This window comes from Amycolatopsis sp. NPDC049688 (assembly GCF_040674975.1).
Lineage (GTDB): Bacteria > Actinomycetota > Actinomycetes > Mycobacteriales > Pseudonocardiaceae > Amycolatopsis.
This window is the reverse complement of sequence record NZ_JBFANY010000002.1, coordinates 717,797-737,694: the sequence shown is the minus strand read 5'-3', so window position 1 is coordinate 737,694 and position 19,898 is coordinate 717,797. Positions and strand designations below refer to the sequence as shown.

At 71.2% G+C, this 19,898-nt stretch carries 21 protein-coding genes and 1 tRNA gene; 11 read left to right on the top strand and 11 right to left on the bottom strand.

Going from position 1 to position 19,898, the window contains the following annotated elements; all coding sequences use genetic code 11:
- Window positions 1-11: 11 nt before the first annotated feature.
- Window positions 12-236, top strand: a complete 225-nt coding sequence (locus AB0J55_RS09480) for an RNA-binding S4 domain-containing protein (protein ID WP_364245127.1) — start codon at window positions 12-14, stop codon at window positions 234-236.
- Here AB0J55_RS09480 and AB0J55_RS09475 read toward each other — a convergent pair.
- Window positions 233-1,174, bottom strand: a complete 942-nt coding sequence (locus tag AB0J55_RS09475) for an Ldh family oxidoreductase (protein WP_364245124.1) — start codon at window positions 1,172-1,174, stop codon at window positions 233-235. The two genes, AB0J55_RS09480 and AB0J55_RS09475, sit on opposite strands and share 4 nt — an antisense overlap.
- A gap of 101 nt (window positions 1,175-1,275) precedes the next feature.
- On the opposite strand from AB0J55_RS09475, the gene AB0J55_RS09470 reads away from it, so the two are divergent.
- Window positions 1,276-1,557, top strand: coding sequence for a DUF2277 domain-containing protein (locus AB0J55_RS09470; RefSeq protein WP_364245121.1), 282 nt, complete (start codon window positions 1,276-1,278; stop codon window positions 1,555-1,557).
- A 1-nt stretch (window position 1,558) separates the two neighbouring features.
- Here AB0J55_RS09470 and AB0J55_RS09465 read toward each other — a convergent pair whose 3' ends face one another.
- The gene (locus AB0J55_RS09465) at window positions 1,559-1,993 is read right to left on the bottom strand and encodes a VOC family protein (protein ID WP_364245118.1); all 435 of its coding nucleotides are present in this window, start codon (window positions 1,991-1,993) and stop codon (window positions 1,559-1,561) included.
- A gap of 78 nt (window positions 1,994-2,071) precedes the next feature.
- On the opposite strand from AB0J55_RS09465, the gene AB0J55_RS09460 reads away from it, so the two are divergent.
- Together AB0J55_RS09460 and AB0J55_RS09455 are read left to right on the top strand one after the other, a co-directional pair.
- A complete protein-coding gene (locus AB0J55_RS09460; protein WP_364245115.1) occupies window positions 2,072-2,911 on the top strand; it encodes a patatin-like phospholipase family protein in 840 nt (279 codons plus the stop codon).
- A gap of 194 nt (window positions 2,912-3,105) precedes the next feature.
- Window positions 3,106-3,192: transfer RNA gene (locus AB0J55_RS09455), tRNA-Ser, on the top strand.
- Here AB0J55_RS09455 and AB0J55_RS09450 read toward each other — a convergent pair.
- Window positions 3,187-3,699, bottom strand: a complete 513-nt coding sequence (locus AB0J55_RS09450; protein WP_364245112.1) for a MarR family transcriptional regulator — start codon at window positions 3,697-3,699, stop codon at window positions 3,187-3,189. The genes AB0J55_RS09455 and AB0J55_RS09450 overlap by 6 nt on opposite strands.
- A gap of 507 nt (window positions 3,700-4,206) precedes the next feature.
- Here AB0J55_RS09450 and AB0J55_RS09445 point away from each other — a divergent pair.
- Window positions 4,207-5,133: a neutral zinc metallopeptidase gene (locus AB0J55_RS09445; protein ID WP_364245110.1), complete on the top strand. Its 927-nt coding sequence runs from the start codon at window positions 4,207-4,209 to the stop codon at window positions 5,131-5,133.
- Window positions 5,134-5,187: 54 nt separating this feature from the next.
- Here AB0J55_RS09445 and AB0J55_RS09440 read toward each other — a convergent pair whose 3' ends face one another.
- Window positions 5,188-6,729: a M28 family metallopeptidase gene (locus tag AB0J55_RS09440; RefSeq protein ID WP_364245107.1), complete on the bottom strand. Its 1,542-nt coding sequence runs from the start codon at window positions 6,727-6,729 to the stop codon at window positions 5,188-5,190.
- Window positions 6,730-6,810: 81 nt separating this feature from the next.
- On the opposite strand from AB0J55_RS09440, the gene AB0J55_RS09435 reads away from it, so the two are divergent.
- Complete coding sequence (locus tag AB0J55_RS09435; protein ID WP_364245105.1) at window positions 6,811-7,788, top strand: NAD(P)H-quinone oxidoreductase; 978 nt, start codon at window positions 6,811-6,813, stop codon at window positions 7,786-7,788.
- A 5-nt stretch (window positions 7,789-7,793) separates the two neighbouring features.
- Here AB0J55_RS09435 and AB0J55_RS09430 read toward each other — a convergent pair whose 3' ends face one another.
- Window positions 7,794-8,993 (bottom strand): cysteine desulfurase-like protein, encoded by a 1,200-nt coding sequence (locus AB0J55_RS09430; RefSeq protein ID WP_364245103.1) that lies wholly within the window; start codon window positions 8,991-8,993, stop codon window positions 7,794-7,796.
- Window positions 8,994-9,127: 134 nt separating this feature from the next.
- Here AB0J55_RS09430 and AB0J55_RS09425 point away from each other — a divergent pair, with 134 nt between their 5' ends.
- A complete protein-coding gene (locus AB0J55_RS09425) occupies window positions 9,128-9,697 on the top strand; it encodes a bacterial proteasome activator family protein (protein ID WP_364245100.1) in 570 nt (189 codons plus the stop codon).
- 426 nt (window positions 9,698-10,123) lie between these two features.
- Here the strand turns inward: AB0J55_RS09425 and AB0J55_RS09420 are convergent, their stop codons facing one another.
- The 4 genes from AB0J55_RS09420 to AB0J55_RS09405 all read right to left on the bottom strand — a co-directional run bounded on the left by AB0J55_RS09420 (window position 10,124) and on the right by AB0J55_RS09405 (window position 14,089).
- Window positions 10,124-11,311 (bottom strand): epoxide hydrolase family protein, encoded by a 1,188-nt coding sequence (locus tag AB0J55_RS09420; RefSeq protein ID WP_364245097.1) that lies wholly within the window; start codon window positions 11,309-11,311, stop codon window positions 10,124-10,126.
- 38 nt (window positions 11,312-11,349) lie between these two features.
- On the bottom strand, window positions 11,350-12,891 hold the full coding sequence (locus AB0J55_RS09415; RefSeq protein ID WP_364245094.1) for a hypothetical protein: 1,542 nt from the start codon (window positions 12,889-12,891) through the stop codon (window positions 11,350-11,352).
- Between the two features lie 119 nt (window positions 12,892-13,010).
- Complete coding sequence (locus tag AB0J55_RS09410; protein WP_364245091.1) at window positions 13,011-13,463, bottom strand: hypothetical protein; 453 nt, start codon at window positions 13,461-13,463, stop codon at window positions 13,011-13,013.
- Entirely contained in the window at window positions 13,460-14,089 is a 630-nt protein-coding gene (locus tag AB0J55_RS09405) for a hypothetical protein (protein ID WP_364245088.1), read from the bottom strand. Before AB0J55_RS09405 ends, AB0J55_RS09410 begins: the two co-directional genes overlap by 4 nt.
- A gap of 158 nt (window positions 14,090-14,247) precedes the next feature.
- Here AB0J55_RS09405 and AB0J55_RS09400 point away from each other — a divergent pair, with 158 nt between their 5' ends.
- Window positions 14,248-14,922, top strand: a complete 675-nt coding sequence (locus tag AB0J55_RS09400; RefSeq protein WP_364245086.1) for an acylneuraminate cytidylyltransferase family protein — start codon at window positions 14,248-14,250, stop codon at window positions 14,920-14,922.
- Here the strand turns inward: AB0J55_RS09400 and neuC are convergent.
- Window positions 14,919-16,049, bottom strand: a complete 1,131-nt coding sequence (gene neuC / locus AB0J55_RS09395; protein WP_364245083.1) for a UDP-N-acetylglucosamine 2-epimerase — start codon at window positions 16,047-16,049, stop codon at window positions 14,919-14,921. The genes AB0J55_RS09400 and neuC overlap by 4 nt on opposite strands.
- Window positions 16,042-17,067 (bottom strand): N-acetylneuraminate synthase family protein, encoded by a 1,026-nt coding sequence (locus AB0J55_RS09390; protein ID WP_364245080.1) that lies wholly within the window; start codon window positions 17,065-17,067, stop codon window positions 16,042-16,044. The genes neuC and AB0J55_RS09390 overlap by 8 nt, the downstream gene beginning before the upstream one ends.
- A 124-nt stretch (window positions 17,068-17,191) precedes the next feature.
- Here AB0J55_RS09390 and AB0J55_RS09385 point away from each other — a divergent pair, with 124 nt between their 5' ends.
- Genes AB0J55_RS09385 through AB0J55_RS09375 form a run of 3 tightly spaced genes read left to right on the top strand, consistent with a single transcriptional unit; the run spans window position 17,192 to window position 19,878 of the window.
- Window positions 17,192-18,151, top strand: coding sequence for an ABC transporter permease (locus tag AB0J55_RS09385; RefSeq protein WP_364245077.1), 960 nt, complete (start codon window positions 17,192-17,194; stop codon window positions 18,149-18,151).
- Window positions 18,152-18,154: 3 nt separating this feature from the next.
- Window positions 18,155-18,970 (top strand): ABC transporter ATP-binding protein, encoded by an 816-nt coding sequence (locus AB0J55_RS09380; RefSeq protein ID WP_004560760.1) that lies wholly within the window; start codon window positions 18,155-18,157, stop codon window positions 18,968-18,970.
- On the top strand, window positions 18,970-19,878 hold the full coding sequence (locus tag AB0J55_RS09375; RefSeq protein WP_364245074.1) for a glycosyltransferase family 2 protein: 909 nt from the start codon (window positions 18,970-18,972) through the stop codon (window positions 19,876-19,878). The genes AB0J55_RS09380 and AB0J55_RS09375 overlap by 1 nt, the downstream gene beginning before the upstream one ends.
- Window positions 19,879-19,898 lie beyond the last annotated feature (20 nt).

Genomic DNA, 19,898 nt, shown 5'->3' with positions numbered 1-19,898 from the left:
TGATGCGGGGCATGAGCGAGCCCGTCGACGTACCCATCACCGGAGAGCCGATCCGGCTCGGCCAGTTCCTCAAGCTGGCCGGCCTGGCCGAGGACGGCTCCCACGCCAAGGACCTGCTCGACGCCGAGGAGGTCACGGTCAACGGCGAGGTCGAAACCCGCCGCGGCCGCCAGCTGACCGACGGCGACGTCGTCGCGGTCGGGCCGGACCGCGGCAAGGTCGTCCTGGTCCGCTAACCCGCGCTGGTCAGCGGCGGCAGGCCGAGCGATGCCGCGAGGGCGTCCAGCTCGCGGCGCACCGGCCCGGCGAGGGGGACGCCGAGGGCCCGGCACTGCTCCAGGTGCTGCGCCTCGCGCCAGCCCGGGTAGCGGATCGGCGCGCCGCCGTCCCAGCCCAGCATGCTGCCGAACAGCGCGCTCGCGGCGCGGTAGAAGCCGTCGGCGCTGCGCAGCGTCGTCGGCGCGATCGCCAGCACCAGCAGGCCGGTGTCGTGCTCGTGGTCGGCGACGCCGGACAGCACCCCGGCGAGCACGTCGACCAGCAGCGTCAGCCCGGCTGCTTCGGAGCCCGGGCGGTCCATGTCGAAGACGAACTCGGGGTACGCCCCGCCGGGCGCCGCCATCCCGAGCGGGTTCATCGGCAGGCCGGGTTCGCCGCCCGCGGCGAGCACCAGCCCGATCATCGCGTGCGGCAGCGCCCGCGCGGCGTGGTGCCCGGCGCGGCCGAACGGCCCGATCCCCCGCATCGAGACGAGCCCGACGCCGAAGCGGCCGGCCCGCGTCACGGCCCGGTCCATCGCGTCGCCGACCGCCCACAACCCGGGCGCGCGGCGGTAGTCGATCAGCGCAGCGGCCCCGCGGTCGGCGATCATCAGCGGCTCGGCGTGCGGCACGACGAGCCCTTCCTTGAGCAACGGCAGGTGCACGCGGGTCAGGTCGGCGACGCCGGTCTCCGGCGATCCGGTCAGATCGCCGTGGCAGAGCGCTTCGGCCGCGATGCGGGCCCGTGGTTCGGGCAGGCCGTGTGCGGCGAAGACGTGTGCCACGAGGGTGACCAGTTCGTCGGCCCGCACGCGCGGCCACGCCTGTTCCGGGATCGGGGTTTCCGGGAGCTCGTCTTCGAGGATGCCGGGTTCGGGGCGGGCGGAGCGGAAGGGACGCGGTCTGAGAGGCACTTCCCCGACATTGCCCAGCGCTGGTCCGGGCGTCAACGACGTCGGCCCGGCCCTACCCGACCGTGTGATCGAGGGCTCCGGAGCGACGTACCCTGGGCGACATGTGCCGAAACATCACCACCCTGCGGGGACTCCAGCCGGCCGCGACGGGCGAGGAGATCGAGGCCGCGGCCCGGCAGTACGTCCGCAAGGTGACGGGCGTGCAGTCGCTTTCGGACGCCACCCGCGAGCCCTTCGAGGCGGCGGTCGCCGAGATCACGGAGATCACCGCCCGGCTCCTGGAACAGCTGCCGGAACGCCGCCAGCCGCCGGCGACCGTGCCGCCCCTGCGGCGGCCAGAGGTGCGGGCGCGGATCGCCGCGAAAGCCCTACGCCAGCCCTGAGTCAGCGCACCTGCTGGGCGTAGCCCTGCTCGCCGGTGTGGTCGACGCCGTCGTCCTTCGACAGGCTGTAGAGCCGGATTTCGGTGCCGTCGGGGTCGTTGACGCGGACCATCCAGCCGGTGGTGGCTTCGAACAGCGGCGGGTGCTCGACGCCGAGCTCGTCCAGCCGCGCGATCCACGCCTCGGCGGCCGCGCGGTCGGCGATCGAGAAGCAGACCGGGTCGAACCCGGCGAGCCCGTCGGCCGCCCGCTCCTGGACGCGCAACGCCACCGGCGCGCCCCCGATGCTCCCGGCGACCCCGCGCACGACGCCGTCGTCGTCGGGGAATTCGTGGGTGACTTCGAGCCCGAGCACCCGCTCGTACCACTCGCGGCTGCGGGCCAGGTCCCGCACCGGGAACTTGACGTGGTGGATGCCCTCGATCTTCGCCGTCATCGCGCGGCCCCTCTCGCCGACCTGGAGGGTAGCTCCCGGCGGCCGAAAATTGTCGGACCTCCTCGCTACGCTCGTGACATGGGTGGACAGGCTTTGGTTTTGGGTGGCGGCGGGGTCGCCGGGATCGCGTGGACGACGGGGCTGCTGGCGGGCTTGGCCGGGCACGGCCAGGACCTGACGGGCGCGGACCTGCTCGTCGGGACGTCGGCGGGGTCGGTGGTGGCCGCGCAGGTGACGAGCGGCCGATCGCTGGACGAGCTGTACGCGCGCCAGGCGGACCCGGCGCTCCAGACGGCGGAGATCCCGGCCGACATCGACTTCGAGAAGTTTGCCGCCGACTTCGGCGGCGCGGTGACCGGCTCGAGCGACCCGGCCGAGGTGCGGCGCGCGGTCGGCAAACTGGCCCTGGCGGCCGAAACGGTGCCCGAAGCGGACAGGCGCGCGGTGATCGCGGCGCGCCTGCCGGTGCACGAGTGGCCGGCCCAGCGCCTGGTGATCGTGGCGGTCGACGCGGAGACCGGCGAGCCCCGCCGCTTCGACCGCGAGTCCGGGGTGTCGCTGGTCGAGGCGGTGGCGGCGAGCTGCGCGGTCCCGGGCGTCTGGCCACCGGTGACGATCGACGGCCGCGCGTACGTCGACGGCGGTGTCCGTTCGGCCGAAAACGCGGACTACGCGGCGGGGTTCAGCCGGGTGACCGTGGTTTCCCCGCTGGGGGTGGATGCGCCGCTGCCGATGGAGAAGCCGCTGCTGGAGGTCCTGGACGACCTGCGCGCGGGCGGCGCGGAGGTCACGTTGATCACGCCGGACGACGCATCGAAGGCGGCGATCGGCGAGAACCCCCTCGACCCGGCGACGCGCACTCCGGCCGCGGAGGCGGGCCGGGCTCAGGGAGCGGCGCTCAGGTTGACCTGGAGCTAGCCCGGAAGCGGTTGCGCCGCAGTGAAACGACGAAGCCGGCGGCCGGGATGGGCAGCAGCAGCAAGCCGCCGGAGACCCCGACGAGGGCACTGCGCCGCAGCGCCCCGTCCGGGTCGTGCCCGGTGTCTTCCGGGAACACGTCCCCGGCGGGGCCCAGGTTGCCCAGGAACGCGTCGGCTACCCTCGTGGGCAGGGGTAGCGTGTCCGAGCGGCCGAAGGAACATGTCTTGAAAACATGCGAGGGGGCAACCTCTCCGTGGGTTCGAATCCCACCGCTACCGCATTGAGCGCCCGGGCGCCGCGCGGCGCCCGGGTTCAGCTTCCGCCTCCAGCAGGTGGGCCTGCACGCGCTCGAACGCCACCGCGATCGTCGCCTGCTCCTCGGGGGTCAGCAGGTCGATGAGGTGCTCGCGCACGCCTTCCACGTGCGTCGGCGCCGCCTTCTCCAGCAGCGCCAGGCCCTCGTCGGTCGCCTCCGTGATCACGCCGCGCTTGTCCTCCGGGTCACGCGCCCGCCGGACCAGGCCGGCCTCCTCCAGTTTGGCCACCTGGTGCGAAAGCTTGCTCTTCGTCACGCCCATGTACATCGCCAGCTCCGACATCCGCATCCGGTAGCCGGGCTGGGACTGCAGGCAGACGAGCACTTCGTAGTCGGTCAGCGACACGTCGTGGCGCTCGGCCAGCTCGCGGTGCAGCCGCTGCCGCAGCAGGAGGGTCGCCACGATGTAGGAGCGCCACGCCGCCATCTCGGCTTCGTCCAACCAACGCACAGGCCGCTCCTCGGTCATAAGACAGCCTAGAACGCTGATCAAGGGAACGCGTGGCAAACGGCCGATCCGGGTGTCGGTGAAAATGCCGTGCCGACATCGCCCGAAGGTGGGGTTACGAAAAGGTTGAGACTCGGCCGGGAAAGGCGCATTCTGCTTGTCGGCGGACGTCGGTCAGGGTAGACGGCGCGGCGACGGTGACGTGCCGGCCCGGCTCCCCGCCAAGAGAGGTCAGGTGGTTGCGTGGCGGGTGATTCTCGCGGTTGACCGCCAGCTGCGTCCCCGCGACCGGAACGGACATCTACCGGGTTGGTCGCGACTGTGAACAGCTACGAGCGGGCTTCCATGCGCATCACGCATACGGCGTCGGTCGGGCCTGGCTCCGGTCACGGCCTCGGAAGCCGTGACGACAGTGCCTGAACGCCGGCCCCGGAAGCGGCCGACCGCTCGACAGAAGACATACCTCGGTACCAGCCTGGGTGCGCCCGTCAGCGCGACGGACGCACCCAGGCTCGTTACGATTCGCAGGTGAGATTCGACGACGACGCCGGTCTGGACGCCTCCGAAGTCCAGGACCTGCGCGGAAGCGGTGGAGGCGGCGGCGGGATCGGCGGCCGCGTGGCGCTCGGCGGCGGCGGGCTCGGCGTTGTCGGGCTGATCATCTACTTCGTGTTGTCCCAGCTCGGCGGGGTCACCACCGGCGGCAGCGGCCTGAGCGGCGGCCTCGGCAGCGTCGGCTCCGGCCAGCAGGTCGACAACTCGAAGCTCTCGAGCGAGTGCAAGACCGGCGCGGACGCCAACAAGAACCACGACTGCGCGATCGTCGCGATCGTGAACTCCGTCCAGGACTACTGGACGCAGCAGTTCGCCCGCTCCGGCTCGACCTACCAGAAGGCGCCGACGAAGTTCTTCAACGGCGGCGTGCGCACCGGCTGCGGCAGCGCGACCTCCGACACCGGCCCGTTCTACTGCCCGGCCGACTCCGACGTCTACATCGACCTCTCGTTCTTCAACGAACTGAAGACCCGCTTCGGCGCGCAGGGCGGCCTCTTCACCGAGGCTTACGTGCTCGCCCACGAGTACGGCCACCACGTGCAGAACCTGCTCGGCACCTCGCGCAAGGGCACCGGCACCGGCCCGACGTCCGGTTCGGTGCGCCTGGAACTGCAGGCCGATTGCTACGCCGGTGTCTGGGGCAACCACGCCTCGACGACGCCGACCGAGAGCGGCAAACCGCTGATCACCGACGTCACCCAGGACGACATCAACTCCGCGCTGGACACCGCGTCCCGCATCGGCGACGACTACATCCAGGAAAACCTCGGCGGCGGCCAGGTCGACCGCTCGAAGTTCACCCACGGCACGTCCGCGCAGCGCAAGAAGTGGTTCACCACCGGCTTCCAGACCGGTGACCCGGCCCGCTGCGACACCTTCGGCACCAACAACCTGGGCTAGGAGCACGACGAAGGGGCCGCCCCGCCAAGCCGGGACGGCCCCTTCGGTCTGTCGTCAGGCAGTCAGTGCGTGCGGGTCGCCCGCGACGGCGCGGGCGGAGAAGTTCCGCTGCGCCTTGCGCTCGGTGGCCTGCTGCTTGGCCGCCTTCGCCTTGCCCGGCTGGACGCCGTTGATGCTCTCGGTGCTCGTCGCGTAGACGCCGAGGGCCCAGGCGACGCCGTCGGCGTTGCGGTCCAGCGCGACCCGGTCGATGTTGCCCAGGTTGTCGCAGGCCTGGTGGTAGCACGGGTCGAACGCGATGCCGGCCGTGCCGCCCCACTTCGCCGCCTGCGCCGGGGTCTTCAGCACCTCGGCGCCGGTGTCCAGGCCGCCGGCCGGGATGCCGACGGCGATGAACTCGCCGTAGTCCGAACGACCGGTGAAGTCGGTGCCCTCCAGGGACACGCCCCGCGCGGCCTGCATGAAGTCGACGAAGGTCTTCTCGATCTGCGCCGAGCCGTACGGGCCGGCACCCGCGCCGACGCCGTCGGAGTTGTCGCCGTCGTAGGCGAAGTAGCCGGCGTTCGGCGAGCCGATCATGTCGAAGTTCAGGTACAGCGCGATGTCGAGCTGCTGCTCGAAGGTCAGCTGGTCGACGTAGTAGGTCGAGCCGATCAGGCCGAACTCTTCCGAGCTCCAGAACCCGAAGCGCACGGCGTTGTTGACCTTGGGGCTGCTCCCCAGCTGCAGCGCGGTCTCGAGCAGGGTCGCCGAGCCGCTGCCGTTGTCGTTGATGCCCGGGCCGGCCGGGACGCTGTCGAGGTGCGACCCGAGCATCACGACGTTGTCCTTGCGCCCGGTCTTGGTCTCGGCGATGACGTTGTAGCTGGTCCGCGCCTCCTGGAAGGTCCGCAGCTCCAGCGTCACGTTCTGCCCGCCGAGCGTGGCCAGCTGCGCCCCCGCGGCCGCCGTCACGCCGCCGGTCGGGATCGCCGCGTTCTCCGGGCCCCCGAGCGTCCCGTTCAGCGCGCCGTCGGTGTTGTTGTAGACGATCGCGCCGATCGCGCCCGCCGCCGCGGCGGTCTGCTGCTTCTGCGCGAACGAGCAGCCGCCGCGCTTGATCAGCGCGATCTTGCCCGCGACGTCCGCGGTGTAGTCGGTGGCCTCGCAGCCGCTGGTGTCGTCCACGGCGACCACGGCGAGCGGCGCGGTGATGCCGCCGACGGGCGTCGACTTCGTGTACTCCATGGCGATGACCGGGACGCTCGCGCCGCCCGCGGTCAGCTTCTCGGCGAGGGTCTCCGAGTAGGTGAACGGGAACTCCTGGCGGGTCACCTGGTAGCCGGCCGCCTCGAGCTTGGTGGCGATGTACTCGGCGGACTTCTTGTGCCCCTCGGTGCTCGCCGCCCGGGTACCGCCGTTCGTGTCGGCGATGCGCTGGAGGGCGATCAGGTGCCGGTTGACGCCGTTGACGTCGACCTTCTTGACGAGCTGCTTCGCCAGGGCGGGACCGTCGGGGAGGGTGTTCGCGGCGGCGGCCGGGGTGAGGCCGAGCACCAGGGTCGCGCCGGCGGCTATCGCCACCGGCGGCAGGATTTTCGCTCTGAAGAGTGACATGGTTGCTCACCTTTGTTCGATATGCGAAGTCCGTCAATGCGCCTTTCGGCGGGAACTTTCGCACCGGTATACAGTCGACACATGTACGCGATCACCATCCGTGAACCAGGTGACCCGGACGTTCTCGAGTGGGCGGAGGTCGCGGATCCGCGGCCCGGCCCCGGCGAAGTGCTGCTGGAGGTGGCGGCGAGCGCGGTGAACCGCGCGGACCTGCTGCAGCGCCAGGGCCACTACCCGCCGCCGCCCGGAGCGAGCGAAACCCTCGGCCTCGAATGCTCCGGGACGATCGCGGAACTCGGCGAAGGTGTCGAAGGCTGGAACGTCGGCGACGAGGTCTGCGCCCTGCTCTCCGGCGGCGGCTACGCGGAGAAGGCGGTCGTCCCGGCGGGCCAGCTGCTCCCGGTGCCGGCCGAAGTCGACCTGCTCACGGCGGCCGCGCTGCCCGAGGTGGCCTGCACGGTGTGGGCGAACGTCGTGATGCACGCCAACCTCACCGAGGGCGAGGTGCTGCTGGTGCACGGCGGCGCCGGCGGCATCGGCACGCACGCGATCCAGGTCGGCAAGGCGCTCGGCGCCACGGTCGCCGTCACCGCGGGCTCGCCGGACCGGCTCGAAAGCTGCCGCCAGCTCGGCGCCGACATCACGATCAACTACAAGGAGCAGGACTTCGTCGAGGTGCTCCGCGAGGAGACCGGCGGCGCGGACGTCATCCTCGACAACATGGGCGCGTCCTACCTGGGCCGCAACGTCGACGCGCTCAAGCAGGACGGGCGCCTGGTGATCATCGGCATGCAGGGCGGGGTCAAGGGCGAGCTGAATGTCGGCGCCCTGCTCGGCAAGCGGGCTTCGGTGTTCGCCGCGGGCCTGCGTTTCCGGCCCCTCGACCAGAAGGCGGCGATCGTCGCCGACGTCCGCGAGCGCCTGTGGCCGCTGGTGTCCGACGGTCTCGTGAAGCCGATCGTCGGCCAGGTCGTGCCGATGGCCGAAGCCTCGACGGCGCACCGGATCCTGGAAGAGGGCAGCGTGTTCGGCAAGGTGCTGCTGGCCGCGAAGTCTTGACTGCGTCAGCGTAGTTCATCGAGGACGCGCACGAGCTGGTTGATCTCGAAGACGTTGGAGTAGTGGGCGAGCCCGATCCGCACGGCGCCGCCCACTTCTCCGACGCCGAGTGACGCGAAGACGCCGCTCGTGCCGTCGTCGGCGAAGGCGCACAAGCCCTGTTTCGCCAGGTATTCGGCGACCTCGGGCGCTTTCTTGCCGGCGACGGCGAAGGCGAGCGCGGGGATCCGGCGCATGGCGTTGCCGATGACCATGATGTGCCGCAGCGACAGCAGGTCCGTCGACAGCTGCGCGAGCAGCCCGGCGTGGTAGGACTTCGCCGATCCGAGCGAGGTGACCAGCCGCTCGCGCCGCGAGCCGGTGGCGGCGTCGTCGAGGCCGGCGAGGTAGTCGATCGACGCGATCAGGCCGGCCAGCAGCGGGTAGGCGTGCGGGCCGAGTTCCAGGCGGGCGGCGCCGCGGGCCATCGGGTCGAGCGACGCCGGCGGGATCCGTTCGATCAGCTCGGGGTCGCGGAAGACGAGCGCGCCGACGGACGGGCCGCCCCACGCCTGCGCGGACACGACCATGACGTCGGCGCCGAGGGCGTTGATGTCGAGCGGCAGGAAGGGCGCGGCGTAGGTGGCGTCGACGACGACGAGCGCACCGACCCGCTTGGCGAACTCGATGATGGTCGGCACGTCCGGCCGCGTCCCGACGGAGCCGGACGCGAGCGTGACGGCGACGGCCTTGGTGCGCGCGGACACGAGCTGCTCGTACTGCCACGCGGGCAGCTCACAGGTTTCGATGTCGATCTCGCCCCAGCGCACGACGGCACCGACGCGCTTGGCGGCGCGCTGCCAGGGCGCGAGGTTCGCCTGCTCGTCGAGCCGGGACACGACGAGTTCGTCGCCGATGGTCCAGCGCTCGGCGAGCGCGTCGACGAGCCGGCGCAGCATGACGGGCGCACTCGGCCCGAGCACGACGGCAGCCGGGTCGGCCCCGACCAGGTCGGCCACGGCCCGGCGGGCCGCGGTAACGATGCTTTCCGCGCGTTGTGAGGCCGGAAACGCTCCGCCCGGCCCGGACACCGGGGCACGCATCGCCGTGGAAACGGCCGAAGCGACCTGTTCCGGTACCAGCATTCCGGCGGCGCCGTCGAAGTGAATCCAGCCGTCACCCAGCGCGGGAAAGAGCCCACGGATACGAGCGACGTCGAACGCCATGGGGACACCGTACGGACGTGCGGTTTCGCCGTGCGTCCGGGGTTGGGTGGAGAGCCACCGGGAACCCGGTTTGCGGCTACGCTCGGAGACGGACACCCCGTGGGTGTCGCGGAGCGTGTCGAAGGCAAGCCAGGATGGAGCACATGACCGAGCCGAACTTCACAGCGGGTGACCCGGGCCAGGATTCTTCACCCCACGTGGTGGTCGTCGGACCGGACGGCACCCCGGTGGGAGCCCCCGCCCCCGACGGCGACCACCCCGAGTCGGTGGGCGACCTCGTCGAAGAGCCGGCGAAGGTGATGCGCATCGGCACGATGATCAAGCAGCTCCTCGAGGAGGTCCGCGCGGCCCCGCTGGACGACGCGTCCCGCACGCGGGTGCGCGAGATCCACCAGACGTCGATCCGCGAGCTGGAGAAGGCCCTGGCGCCGGAGCTGCAGGACGAGCTGGAGCGGCTGGTCCGGCCGTTCACGGACGACTCGACGCCTTCGGACGCGGAGCTGCGGATCGCGCAGGCCCAGCTGGTGGGGTGGCTGGAGGGGCTGTTCAGCGGAATCCAGACGGCGCTGTTCGCCCAGCAGATGGCGGCGCGGGTCCAGCTGGAGCAGATGCGGCGGGGGCTGCCGGCCGGGTCTTCCGGTGGGATCGGCGGGCCGGGGCATGAGCACGGGCCGGGGATTTCGGGGACGGGTCAGTACCTCTGAGGGCTTTCGCGGGGGTTGTCCACAGACCGAGGGGGATGTGGACAACCCCTGTGGACAACCCCTGTGGACAACTCTGGTTTGGGGGGCTGGACACCGGTCGGCCGAGCTCAACCGCGATCATCCGCAGCGAGGTCCTGGCCGGCGGACCCGGTAGGCAATCCGGATCCGCTCCGCCACACTCAAGAACCGCGAGGACACCTCGGCCGACGCCACCGGCACCGCCGCTACCTGGGCCAGCGCGCCAGCGTTTCGCGGTCCGGTCGTCGGCCCCGACCCGCCGGCCCGCTTCCCTGCCTGCCTCTGCTTCCACCGGGCCAAAGAAGGCCACCCGCTCAGCGGTCAACGGTCTGCCAGGCCGACCGGCACAGCGGGAAACCCAACCTGGGGCACGATCTCTATCCCCTCCCGGGCACGAGGCAACCACCCCTAGAAACCGCCGAGGGCGGGGGTGTTCTGGCTCCGCCCGCCTCGGCGCAATGACCGGAAGAACGCCCGGATGTCGCTGATCAGCGCGTCCGGTTCCTCCAACCCCGGGAAGTGCCCTCCGCGGGCGAACTCCGTCCAGTGGACGATCTTGTCCGTCCGCTCGGCCAGCGTCCGGACCGGATAGCCGATGTCGTCCGGGAACACCGCCACCCCCGTCGGGACCGTGTTCTCCGGGGCCGGCGCTCCCCAGCCGCCAGCCGCGTACAGGCGAGCCGACGAGTTCGCCGTCTCCGTGAACCAGTAGATCGACACGTCCGCCAGCAGGTCGTCCCGGTCGATCAGATCCTCCGTCGCGTGGGAAAACGACCGGAACTTCTCCGCGATCCACGCCAGCTGGCCGGCCGGTGAATCGTGCAGGCCGTACGCCAGCGTCTGCGGCTTCGTCGCCTGCAGCATCGCGTAGGCCGTGCCCTCGCGGGAAAACTTCGTCCCCTTCGCCAGCGAGCGCTTTCCCTTCTCCAGCTCGTCCCCCGCCAGCCCCTCGAGGTCGGCTTCGCTGCGTGCCACCGCCGACGCCAGCATCGTCACGTGGATGCCCCGCACCCGCTCCGGGAACTGGGTGGCCAGCGAGCGGGAGATCGTTGCTCCCCAGTCGCTGCCGTGCGCTCCGAACCGCGGGTAGCCGAGGCGGGTCATCAGCTCCGCGAACGCCCGCGCGATGCGAGCCGGGTCCCAGTCCGGGGACGACGTCGGGCCCGAAAAGCCGTAGCCCGGGATCGAGGGCGCCACCACCGTCAGCGCGTCCGCCGGGTCGCCGCCGTACGCGCGGGGGTCGGTCAGCGGGCCGATGACGTCCAGGAACTCGACGATCGAGCCCGGCCAGCCGTGCGTCAGCAGCACCGGGGGCGCCGCCGGCTCCGGGGAGACCACGTGCAGGAAGTGCACCTGCGTCCCGTCGATCACGGTCGTGGCCTGCGGGAACCCGTTGATCCTCGCCTCCTGCGCCCGCCAGTCGAAGCCCGTGCGCCAGTACTCGGCCAGCTCGCGCACGTAGTCCACCGGAGCCCCGAGGCGCCAGCCCGTGTCCGCCGGCTGGTCGGGCCAGCGGGTGTTCGCCAGCCGCGTGCGGAGGTCGTCGAGGTCGGTCTGGGGGATGTCGACGCGGAACGGCGTGAGCTCGGAAGTCATGCTGCGACCCTAGGAACGATCGCGGACAGCTCCGGTCCTCAACGTCGTGGGCAGACCGTCAGCTCGCCCGCCGGCCACGCCCGGTCGCAGTCGAACCGGCTCCGCACGACCGCCGCCACGTCGGGCGGCAGGCGGTCCACCGCCAGCCAGGACGGCTGCACCACCAGGTATTCCGCGTCCGCCTGCTCCAGGCACGCCAGGTTCTCCCGGTAGCTCTCCAGCCCGCGCACCGCCGGGATGTACGTGCCGCGCTGCACGAACACGGGCGCCGGGTAGCGGCACGCCGTCGGGTTGCCGAAGAAGTACGCCATGTCGCCGAACGCCAGGTACACCACCCGCGCGTCCGCGCCGATCTGCGTGCGGACCGGGGCGAACAGCCGCTCGTCGGTGCGGGCCGCCGCGGCACGCTCGGAGTTCGTGTAGTCGGCGTGGATCGCGTCGAACGAGTAGGGCGCGCTCGGCCACACCGGCACCGCGAACACCGCCACCGCGCTGATCGCCGCCAAGACCGGCCAACTCCGGCCACGATCCTTCAGCGCGACGAGCACACCCACGACGACCAGCGCCACCAAGACCGCGTAGACGGGCGTGCCGTGCGCCAGGCGCCACTCGGTCGACGCCGCCGAAACGATCGGGATCCCGACGCCGAACACCACCGCGAGCAACACCAGGGCCCGGGGTGGCCCGCCGTGCTCGGCCGACCAGCGGGCCAGCGCCAGCCCGCCGAGGGCGGCGGCGAACGGCGCCAGGGCCGCGAGGTGGTACTGGAACCACTGCCCCTGCAGCACCACGGCCGCCAGCACGACGACGACCACCGCCGCGGGCAGAAGCAGCCACGCCAGCCGCGCCCGCCGTCCCGGCGACAGCCGCGCCAGCACGGCGACGCTCACCGGGAGCAGGGCCACCATCGGGACGGCCAAAGCCTCGTTCAACACCGTCGAGACGAGCGCCCGCACGTCGCTCGAAGCGAAGCCGCGGCTGAGCGGGCTCGCCCCGTTGAGCGTGGACAGCTCGCCGAACCACCGCCACTCCCGCGGCTCGATCAGGACCGTCAGCCCGAACAGGCCGAGGCAGACCGGCGCGCCGAGCAAGCCGGTGAGCAGCGCGCGGCGCCGGTCGAGCACCGCGACGACGCCGAGCGCGACCAGCGCCGTGGGCGCCGTCGTGTACTTGACCAGCACGGTCAGGGCCAGCAACACGCCGCCGAGGAGAGCCGCCGGCACCGGCTGCCGGATCCGGAGCGCCGCTCCGACGGCGCCGGCCGCGAACACCGCGGCCAGCCACTCCGGCTGCAGGAAGTCCCAGTTCGGGGCCAGCGCCAGCGCGACACCCGTGGCCGCGGCGACGGCCGTCGCCTCCGGGGCCGGGCGGTAGCGCAGCAGGCCCGCGCGCAGCAGGAGCGACACCAGCAGCACGGCGACCAGCGCCAGCACCCGCACGACGGCTTCGCGGACGGGGACCGGCAGCGCGCCCCCGGCGTCACCGAGCGCGAGCACCAGCCGGTACGCCATCGGCCGGTGCACGAAGACTTCGGACGGCGACAGGCCCGCGCGCCCGGCCGTCTGCAGCGTGCCGAGCACGAACCGGACGTCGTGGTTCAGGCCCGTCCAGACGACCGTCAGCGCCAGCGGGAGCAGGGCCAGCAGCCACGCCGGACGCGCCCGCCGGGACGCGGCGGGCGGCGCGGCTGCGGCTGTGCTCAGCCGGTCACCTCACGTCTGGCCGCGACGTCCTCCTCGAGGCGGGCCAGCCGCTCTTCGTACTTGGAGATCGCGGCCAGGCGCGCGCGGATGCGGGCGTGCTCGGCGCGGACCTCCTCGGCCTCGTCCGGCGAGTACTCGAGGCGCTCCGCCATCCGGGCCACCGAGCCCGGCCGCTCGAAGGCCGCGATGCGCGCTTCCAGGGCGGCGAGGTGGGGCGCCAGCCGGCGCTGCTCGTCGTAGAGCCACTTCACGTGCCCGTCGAGCTCCTTGGTGGCGCGTTCGACGTCGTGCCGCAGCGCGCCGATGTCCGAGCGCAGCGCGTCGAGCTCGGGCCGGATCCGGTCCAGCGCGATGTTCTCGATCCGCGGCCGCAGCTTCGCGACCACCGGCCGCCCCGCCACGCGGGCGAGCTCTTTCGCCCGCGAAACCACCCCGTGAATGTCACTCACTGTAGGATCTCGATTCTTCCGGAGTCACGCCAAGTGCTCAGCAGCCGGGATTCCGCGTGCAGCCGGTGTTCCGCCGTCACGCCGACCTTGCTGCCCCAGGCGTGCTCGAAGTCGGTCTGGTCGGGTCGTTCGATGATCGACACCCCGGTCAGGCGGACCACGGCCTCGGGGAACAGCTCCTGGCACATGTACGTCACCAGGGTGCCGGTGGTGGCCCAGACGTGCTCGTCCGCCGAAAGCCCGAGCAGCCGGGACAGCGGCAGCACGAACCGCCGGTTCGGGATCGGCACGAACCCCAGGTCCGCCGGCCACCAGTCGGGCAGCGTCTCGGGCTCCCAGAACAGCCGACCCGGCTCGGCCAGCAGGTAGAGACGCGAGGTGTAGTCCGCGAACGTGTACGGCGAGACGACGACCCCGCGGTGCACCACCACGACGTCCGTGCGGTGGCCGTAGGCGGGCTCGGCGTCCGGCTCGTCCAGTGCGAACGTCGTCATCCGGATGACCAGGTCGCTGCCGTCGATCAGCGCGGCGCGCCCGGCGTCGGGGGCCATCGGGGCGTTCCCGACCACGGCGATGGTCTCGACGCGCTGGCCGCGGGCGTAGGACAGCAGGAGGTCACGGAGCATGCGGGCACTGTCGTCGAGCCGTTCGGAAGCTTCGTCCGCGAACTGAGTCCGATTCATCGCTCCCCCATGGCATCGGTGACCGGGGCCGCCGTCGGGCGGCAGCCGAGCAGACGGACAATAGCCGACAGACCACCGTCGATACCCGGAAGGGGTCCCCTGTGACCGCGCTGGCCATCGTCCCGGCGAGGGGCGGCTCCGTGGGGCTGCCGGGCAAGAACCTGGCGCCTTTCCGGGGCCGGCCGCTGGTCGCGCACACCGTGTTCACCGCCGTTTCCGCCGGGATCGCCGACGTCGTCGTCACCACCGACGACGCCGCCATCGCCGCCGCAGCCGAGGCGGAGGGCGCCCGGACCGTCGAACGGCCGCCCCACCTCGCGGAGGCGACGAGCCGGACCCTGCCCGCGGTCACCCACGCCATCGACACCCTCGGCGTCCCGGATTCGACCCTCATCGTCCTGCTCCAGCCCACTTCGCCGCTGCGGACGGCCGACGACATCGCCGAGTGCCTCGACATCCACGCGGACCGGCCCACCGGTTCCGTGGTGCAGATGTGCCGGGCGACCGACCACCACCCGCTGAAGGTGTGCCTGGAGACGCCGGACGGCGGGATCGCCCCGGTCCGGGACTGGGCCGACCTCGAAGCTCCCCGGCAGACGCTGCCCGTCGTGCTGCGGCCCACCGGCGGCATCTACCTGGTCCGCGCCGGCGACCTCCGCCGGCACGAACGGTTCTTCATCCCCGAGGTGCGGCCCCAGTTCGTGCCGGTCGAGCGCGCGATCGACATCGACTCCGCGGCGGACCTGGTGCTGGCCGAGCAACACGTCTCCGGTTAGCGGTCCACGAAGGCCTTGTACAGCGAAGGCCGCCAGATCTCCTCGCCTTCCAGCAGGTCGATGATCCGGCGGTGCGCGCCCGGCTCGCCGAACTCGGTGTGCGGCTCGCACCGGCCCATCGCGCGGGCCTTGCCGATCCCGGCCGTGACGGCCTCCGCGGTCGGCTCGACCGTGAGCACGCTGGGCGCCATCGCCCGGTTGCGCTGCCGGGTGCCGACGGTGACCGACGGCGTGCCCAGCACGGGCGCCTCCCGGACGCCGGCGCTCGAGTTGCCCAGCACCACGGCCGCGTGCTTCATCAAGGTGATGAAGTACTCGAACCGCATCGACGGCAGGCGCACGAACCGGGGGCCGTGGAGCCGGTCGAGCTCGCTCCTGATTTCGCGGCAGCCCTCGTCGTTGTTCGGGTCGATGACGACCCAGTTGCCGTCGGTGAGCACGGCGTCGACCACCGCGGCCGCGTTGCGCCGGTTCTGGTCGCGCTCGGTCGTCACCGGGTGCAGGGCGAGCAGGCCGTAGTCGGTGAACGGGATCTCGTAGTGGCGGCAGACCTCGTCGAGGTCGGGCAGCCGCGCCGAGGTCAGGACGTCGACCTCGGGGCTGCCCACGACGAAGATCCGGTCCTCCTCCTCGCCGAGCTGCAGCAGCCGGCGCCGGGCCGTCTCGTTGGCCACCAGGTGGACGTGGGCGTGCTTCGACAGCGAGTGCCGGATGACGTCGTCGATCGTGCCGCTGACCTCGCCGCCCTCGATGTGCACGACCCGCACGTTGGCCAGGGACCCGACGATCGCGCCGGCCAGGGCCTCGACGCGGTCGCCGTGCACGACGATCGCCGCCGGCTGCTCCTCGTGCACCAGCCGGGCCAGCGCCTGGACGGTGTTGGCCAGCACGAGCGCCATCGGCTCGTCCTCGATCTGGTTCGGGATCAGGTGCAGCCGCTGCAGCCCGGCCAGCTCGATCTCGCGCACGGTGTAGCCGTAGCTGCGCAGCATGTGCATGCCGGTGACGACGATGCGGGCGGACAGCACCGGGCTGCGCTGCACGGCGAGCATGACGTCGCGCAGCTTCCCGAAGTCGGCGCGGGTCCCGGTGAGGAACAGGACCTCACGCCGCCCGGTCTCAGCCAAGGTCCGCCCAGCTCACCTGCGTGTTCGCCGGCAGCGCCCGGGTGACGGCCCGGCCGAGCAGGCTCTCGTAGTCCTTCGCCTTGATCTCGCCGGTGCCCGGGCGCTTGACCCAGATGTTGTCCGTGGTCAGCGTCTCGCCCTCGGCGACGTCCTTGGTCGTGACGACGCAGGCGTAGGCGAAGTCGATCGTCGGCTGTTCCTCGGCGAGGATCTGCTTCGAGCCGCCACGGGCCGCGTGGATCAGCCGCGAGCCCTCGACGAGCTGCTTGAACTCCGCCGGCGTCGACGAGACCGGGATGTCCGGGCCCGGCCAGCTCATGTCCGACGTGAAGTGCCGCTCGAGCACGGACGCGCCGAGCGCGACCGCACCCAGGCACGGGTAGATCGTGGTCGTGTGGTCGGAAAGCCCGAGTTCGGCGTCCGGGAAGGCCGCGTGCAGCTCGGCGAGCGCGCCGAGGCGCACCTGCTCCGGCGGGGTCGGGTACAGCGACGTGCAGTGCAGCAGCGCGAAGCCCACGCCGGCCGCCCGCAGGATCTCGACGGCCGGGGTGATGGACGCGATGTCGTTCATCCCGGTGGACAGGATCACCGGCTTGCCGAAGGAAGCCACGTGCCGGATCAGCGGGTAGTTGTTGCACTCCCCCGAGCCGATCTTGAAGCCCTCGACGCCCAGCTCGGCCAGCCGGTCGGCGGCCGCGCGCGAGAACGGCGTCGACAGGAAGACCAGCCCGCGCTCCTCGGCGTGCGCCTTGATCTCGCGCTCGTCCTCGGCGGTGAGCGCGACGCGGTTCATCATGTCCCAGATCGGCTCGTCGGCGTTGCCGGGCACGACGTCGTTCGGGATCATCTCGTCGTCGACCACGTGGGTCTGGATCTTGACGACCTGGACGCCGGCGTCCGCGGCGTCGTCGACCATCTTGTGCGCCTTCTTGGGATCGCCCTCGTGGTTGATCCCGATCTCGGCGATCACGAGAGGGGGGTGGTCGGCACCGACCGGGTGCTCGCCGAGCATGAACATGGAGACCTCCGGGTCGCTGCGGGGCTGCGGTCCGTCCCCGACCCTATCCCGTGGCCCGCCGCGGGCGGTCCGGCCCCAGTGCCCTGCCAAGGCCGCCGCACCTCCCATCGGTACCCTCGTCCACGTGCATGCCACCAGCACGGTTCAGGCCGCAGACTCCCCCGTGGCGACGCCGGCTCCGCCGCCGTCGGACAGCAAGACGTTCTCGCGTGCCTTCGCCGACATCAAGGCCGGTTTCCGCGCCCGCGAGCTGTGGGGTCACCTCGGCTGGCAGGACATCAAGCAGCGCTACCGCCGCTCGGTGATCGGGCCCTTCTGGATCACGATCAGCCAGGCGGTCATCGCGCTCGGGCTCGGGCTGCTGTACTCGCAGCTGTTCCACTCGCCGATCCAGGTGTTCCTGCCCTACCTGTCCACCGGCTTCATCCTGTGGGGCTTCATCAGCGGCTGCCTGTCCGAGGGCATGGAGACGTTCATCGCGAACGAGGGGCTGATCAAGCAGCTCCCGGCGCCGCTGAGCGTGTACATGCTGCGCACGGTGTGGCGGCAGACGCTGCTGCTGGCGCACAACATGATCGTCTACGTCGTGGTGCTGGTCATCTTCTTCAGCGCGCTCGACAACCCGTACTCGCTGGGCTCGAAGGACGGGCTCTGCCATCCCGAGCTGGGCCAGTTCTGCCACCCGGGCCTGAGCTGGAACATCCTGCTGGCCATCCCCGGCTTCCTGCTGCTGGCGCTCAACGCGGGCTGGGTGACGCTGCTGCTGGGCATCATCTCGACCCGCTTCCGCGACATCCCGCAGGTCATCAACTCGCTGATCCAGCTGCTGTTCTACGGCACCCCGATCGTCTGGCCGGTGGACCAGCTCCTCGGCGGCGGGGCGCGCGAAGGCATCTCCTGGGTGCTGCCGATCATCCAGCTGAACCCGCTGTACCACTTCATGCAGGTGGTCCGGGCGCCGCTGCTCGGGCAGTCGTTCACGCCGGGCAACTGGATCGTCGTCGCCTGCATCACCATCGTCGGCTGGGCGCTCGCGCTCGTCGCGATGCGCAACTACCGTGCCCGCGTCTCCTACTGGGTGTGACACATGGTCAGCATTGACGTCCACAACGCCTTCGTCGACTTCCCGATCTTCGACGCGAAGACCCGGTCGATGAAGAAGAAGGTCCTCGGCAAGGTCGGCGGCAAGATCGGCACCGAGACCAAGGTGCCGATCATCGAAGCCCTGCACGACGTGACGCTCTCCCTGCGCGAGGGCGACCGGGTCGGCCTGGTCGGGCACAACGGCGCCGGCAAGTCCACGCTGCTGCGGCTGCTCGCCGGGATCTACGAGCCGACCCGCGGTTCCGCGCGGATCGAGGGCAAGATCGCGCCGGTCTTCGACCTCGGCGTCGGCATGGACCCGGAGATCTCGGGCCAGGAGAACATCATCATCCGCGGCCTCTTCCTCGGCATGACCGCCAAGGAGATGGAGAAGCGCGTCGACGACATCGCGGAGTTCACCGAGCTCGGCGACTACCTGCAGATGCCCTTGCGGACGTACTCGACCGGTATGCGCGTGCGGCTGGCGCTGGGTGTCGTCACCTCGATCGACCCCGAGATCCTGATCCTCGACGAGGGCATCGGCGCCGTCGACGCGGCGTTCCTGAACAAGGCCCGTGACCGGCTCAAGGACCTCGTGAAGCGCTCGGGCATCCTGGTGTTCGCCAGCCACTCGGACGAGTTCCTGTTCGAGCTGTGCGACTCGGCCCTGTGGATGGACGAGGGACACGTGAAGCAACGCGGCTCGCTGCGAGACGTCCTCACGTCGTACAAGGGGCGTGACCCCTTCGAAAACATGAGCCAGGAAACCCTGGACCGCTTCGGCATCGAGCCGGTGGCGACGACGAACGGCGGGGAATGATGGCCAGCGAGACCCGGCAGCTGCCCGACGGCGCGGTCGTCGGCGTGGTCGTCACGCGGCACCGGCGCGAGCTGCTGGCGGACTCGCTGAAGGTCATCGCGGCCCAGACCCGGCCGGTCGACCACCTGGTCGTGGTGGACAACGGGCCGGACGACTCGGCGCGCGAAGTCGTCGAGAACTACCCGCTGCCGTACACGTACCTGCCCTCGCACCGGAACCTCGGCGGCGCGGGCGGGTTCGCGCTGGGCATGCTGCACGCGCTGTCGCTGGGCGCGGACTGGATCTGGCTGGCCGACGACGACGGCCGCCCGGCCGACGAGAACGTCCTCGCGATCCTGCTCGAGGAAGCCGAAAAGCGGGATCTGGCGGAGATTTCGCCGGTGGTGTCCAACATCGAGGCGCCGGACAAGCTGGCGTTCCCGCTGCGCCGCGGCCTGACCTGGAAGCGGTCGCAGTCCGAGCTGGGCGTGGACTTCCTGCCCGGCATCGCCTCCCTGATGAACGGTGCGCTCTTCCGCGCGTCCACTTTGGACGTCGTGGGGGTGCCGGACCTGCGCCTGTTCTTCCGCGGCGACGAGGTCGAGCTGCACCGGCGGCTGGTCCGCTCGGGCCTGCCGTTCGGCACGTCGCTGAAGACGAAGTACCTGCACCCGGACGGCTCGGACGAGTTCAAGCCGATGCTGGGCGGCAAGTTCCACGCGCAGGACCCGGAGAACGAGGTCAAGCGCTACTACACGTACCGCAACCGCGGGTACCTGTTGTCCCAGCCGGGAATGCGGAAGATCGGCGCGCTGGAGATCGTCCGCTTCGGACTGTACTTCGTGGGCGTGAAGCGGGACCCGAAGGCGTTCCTGCAGTGGCTGAAACTGGTGCGGCAGGGCCGCGCGGAGAAGTTCTACCGCTTCTGATTCCACCGAAAAGGGCCCCC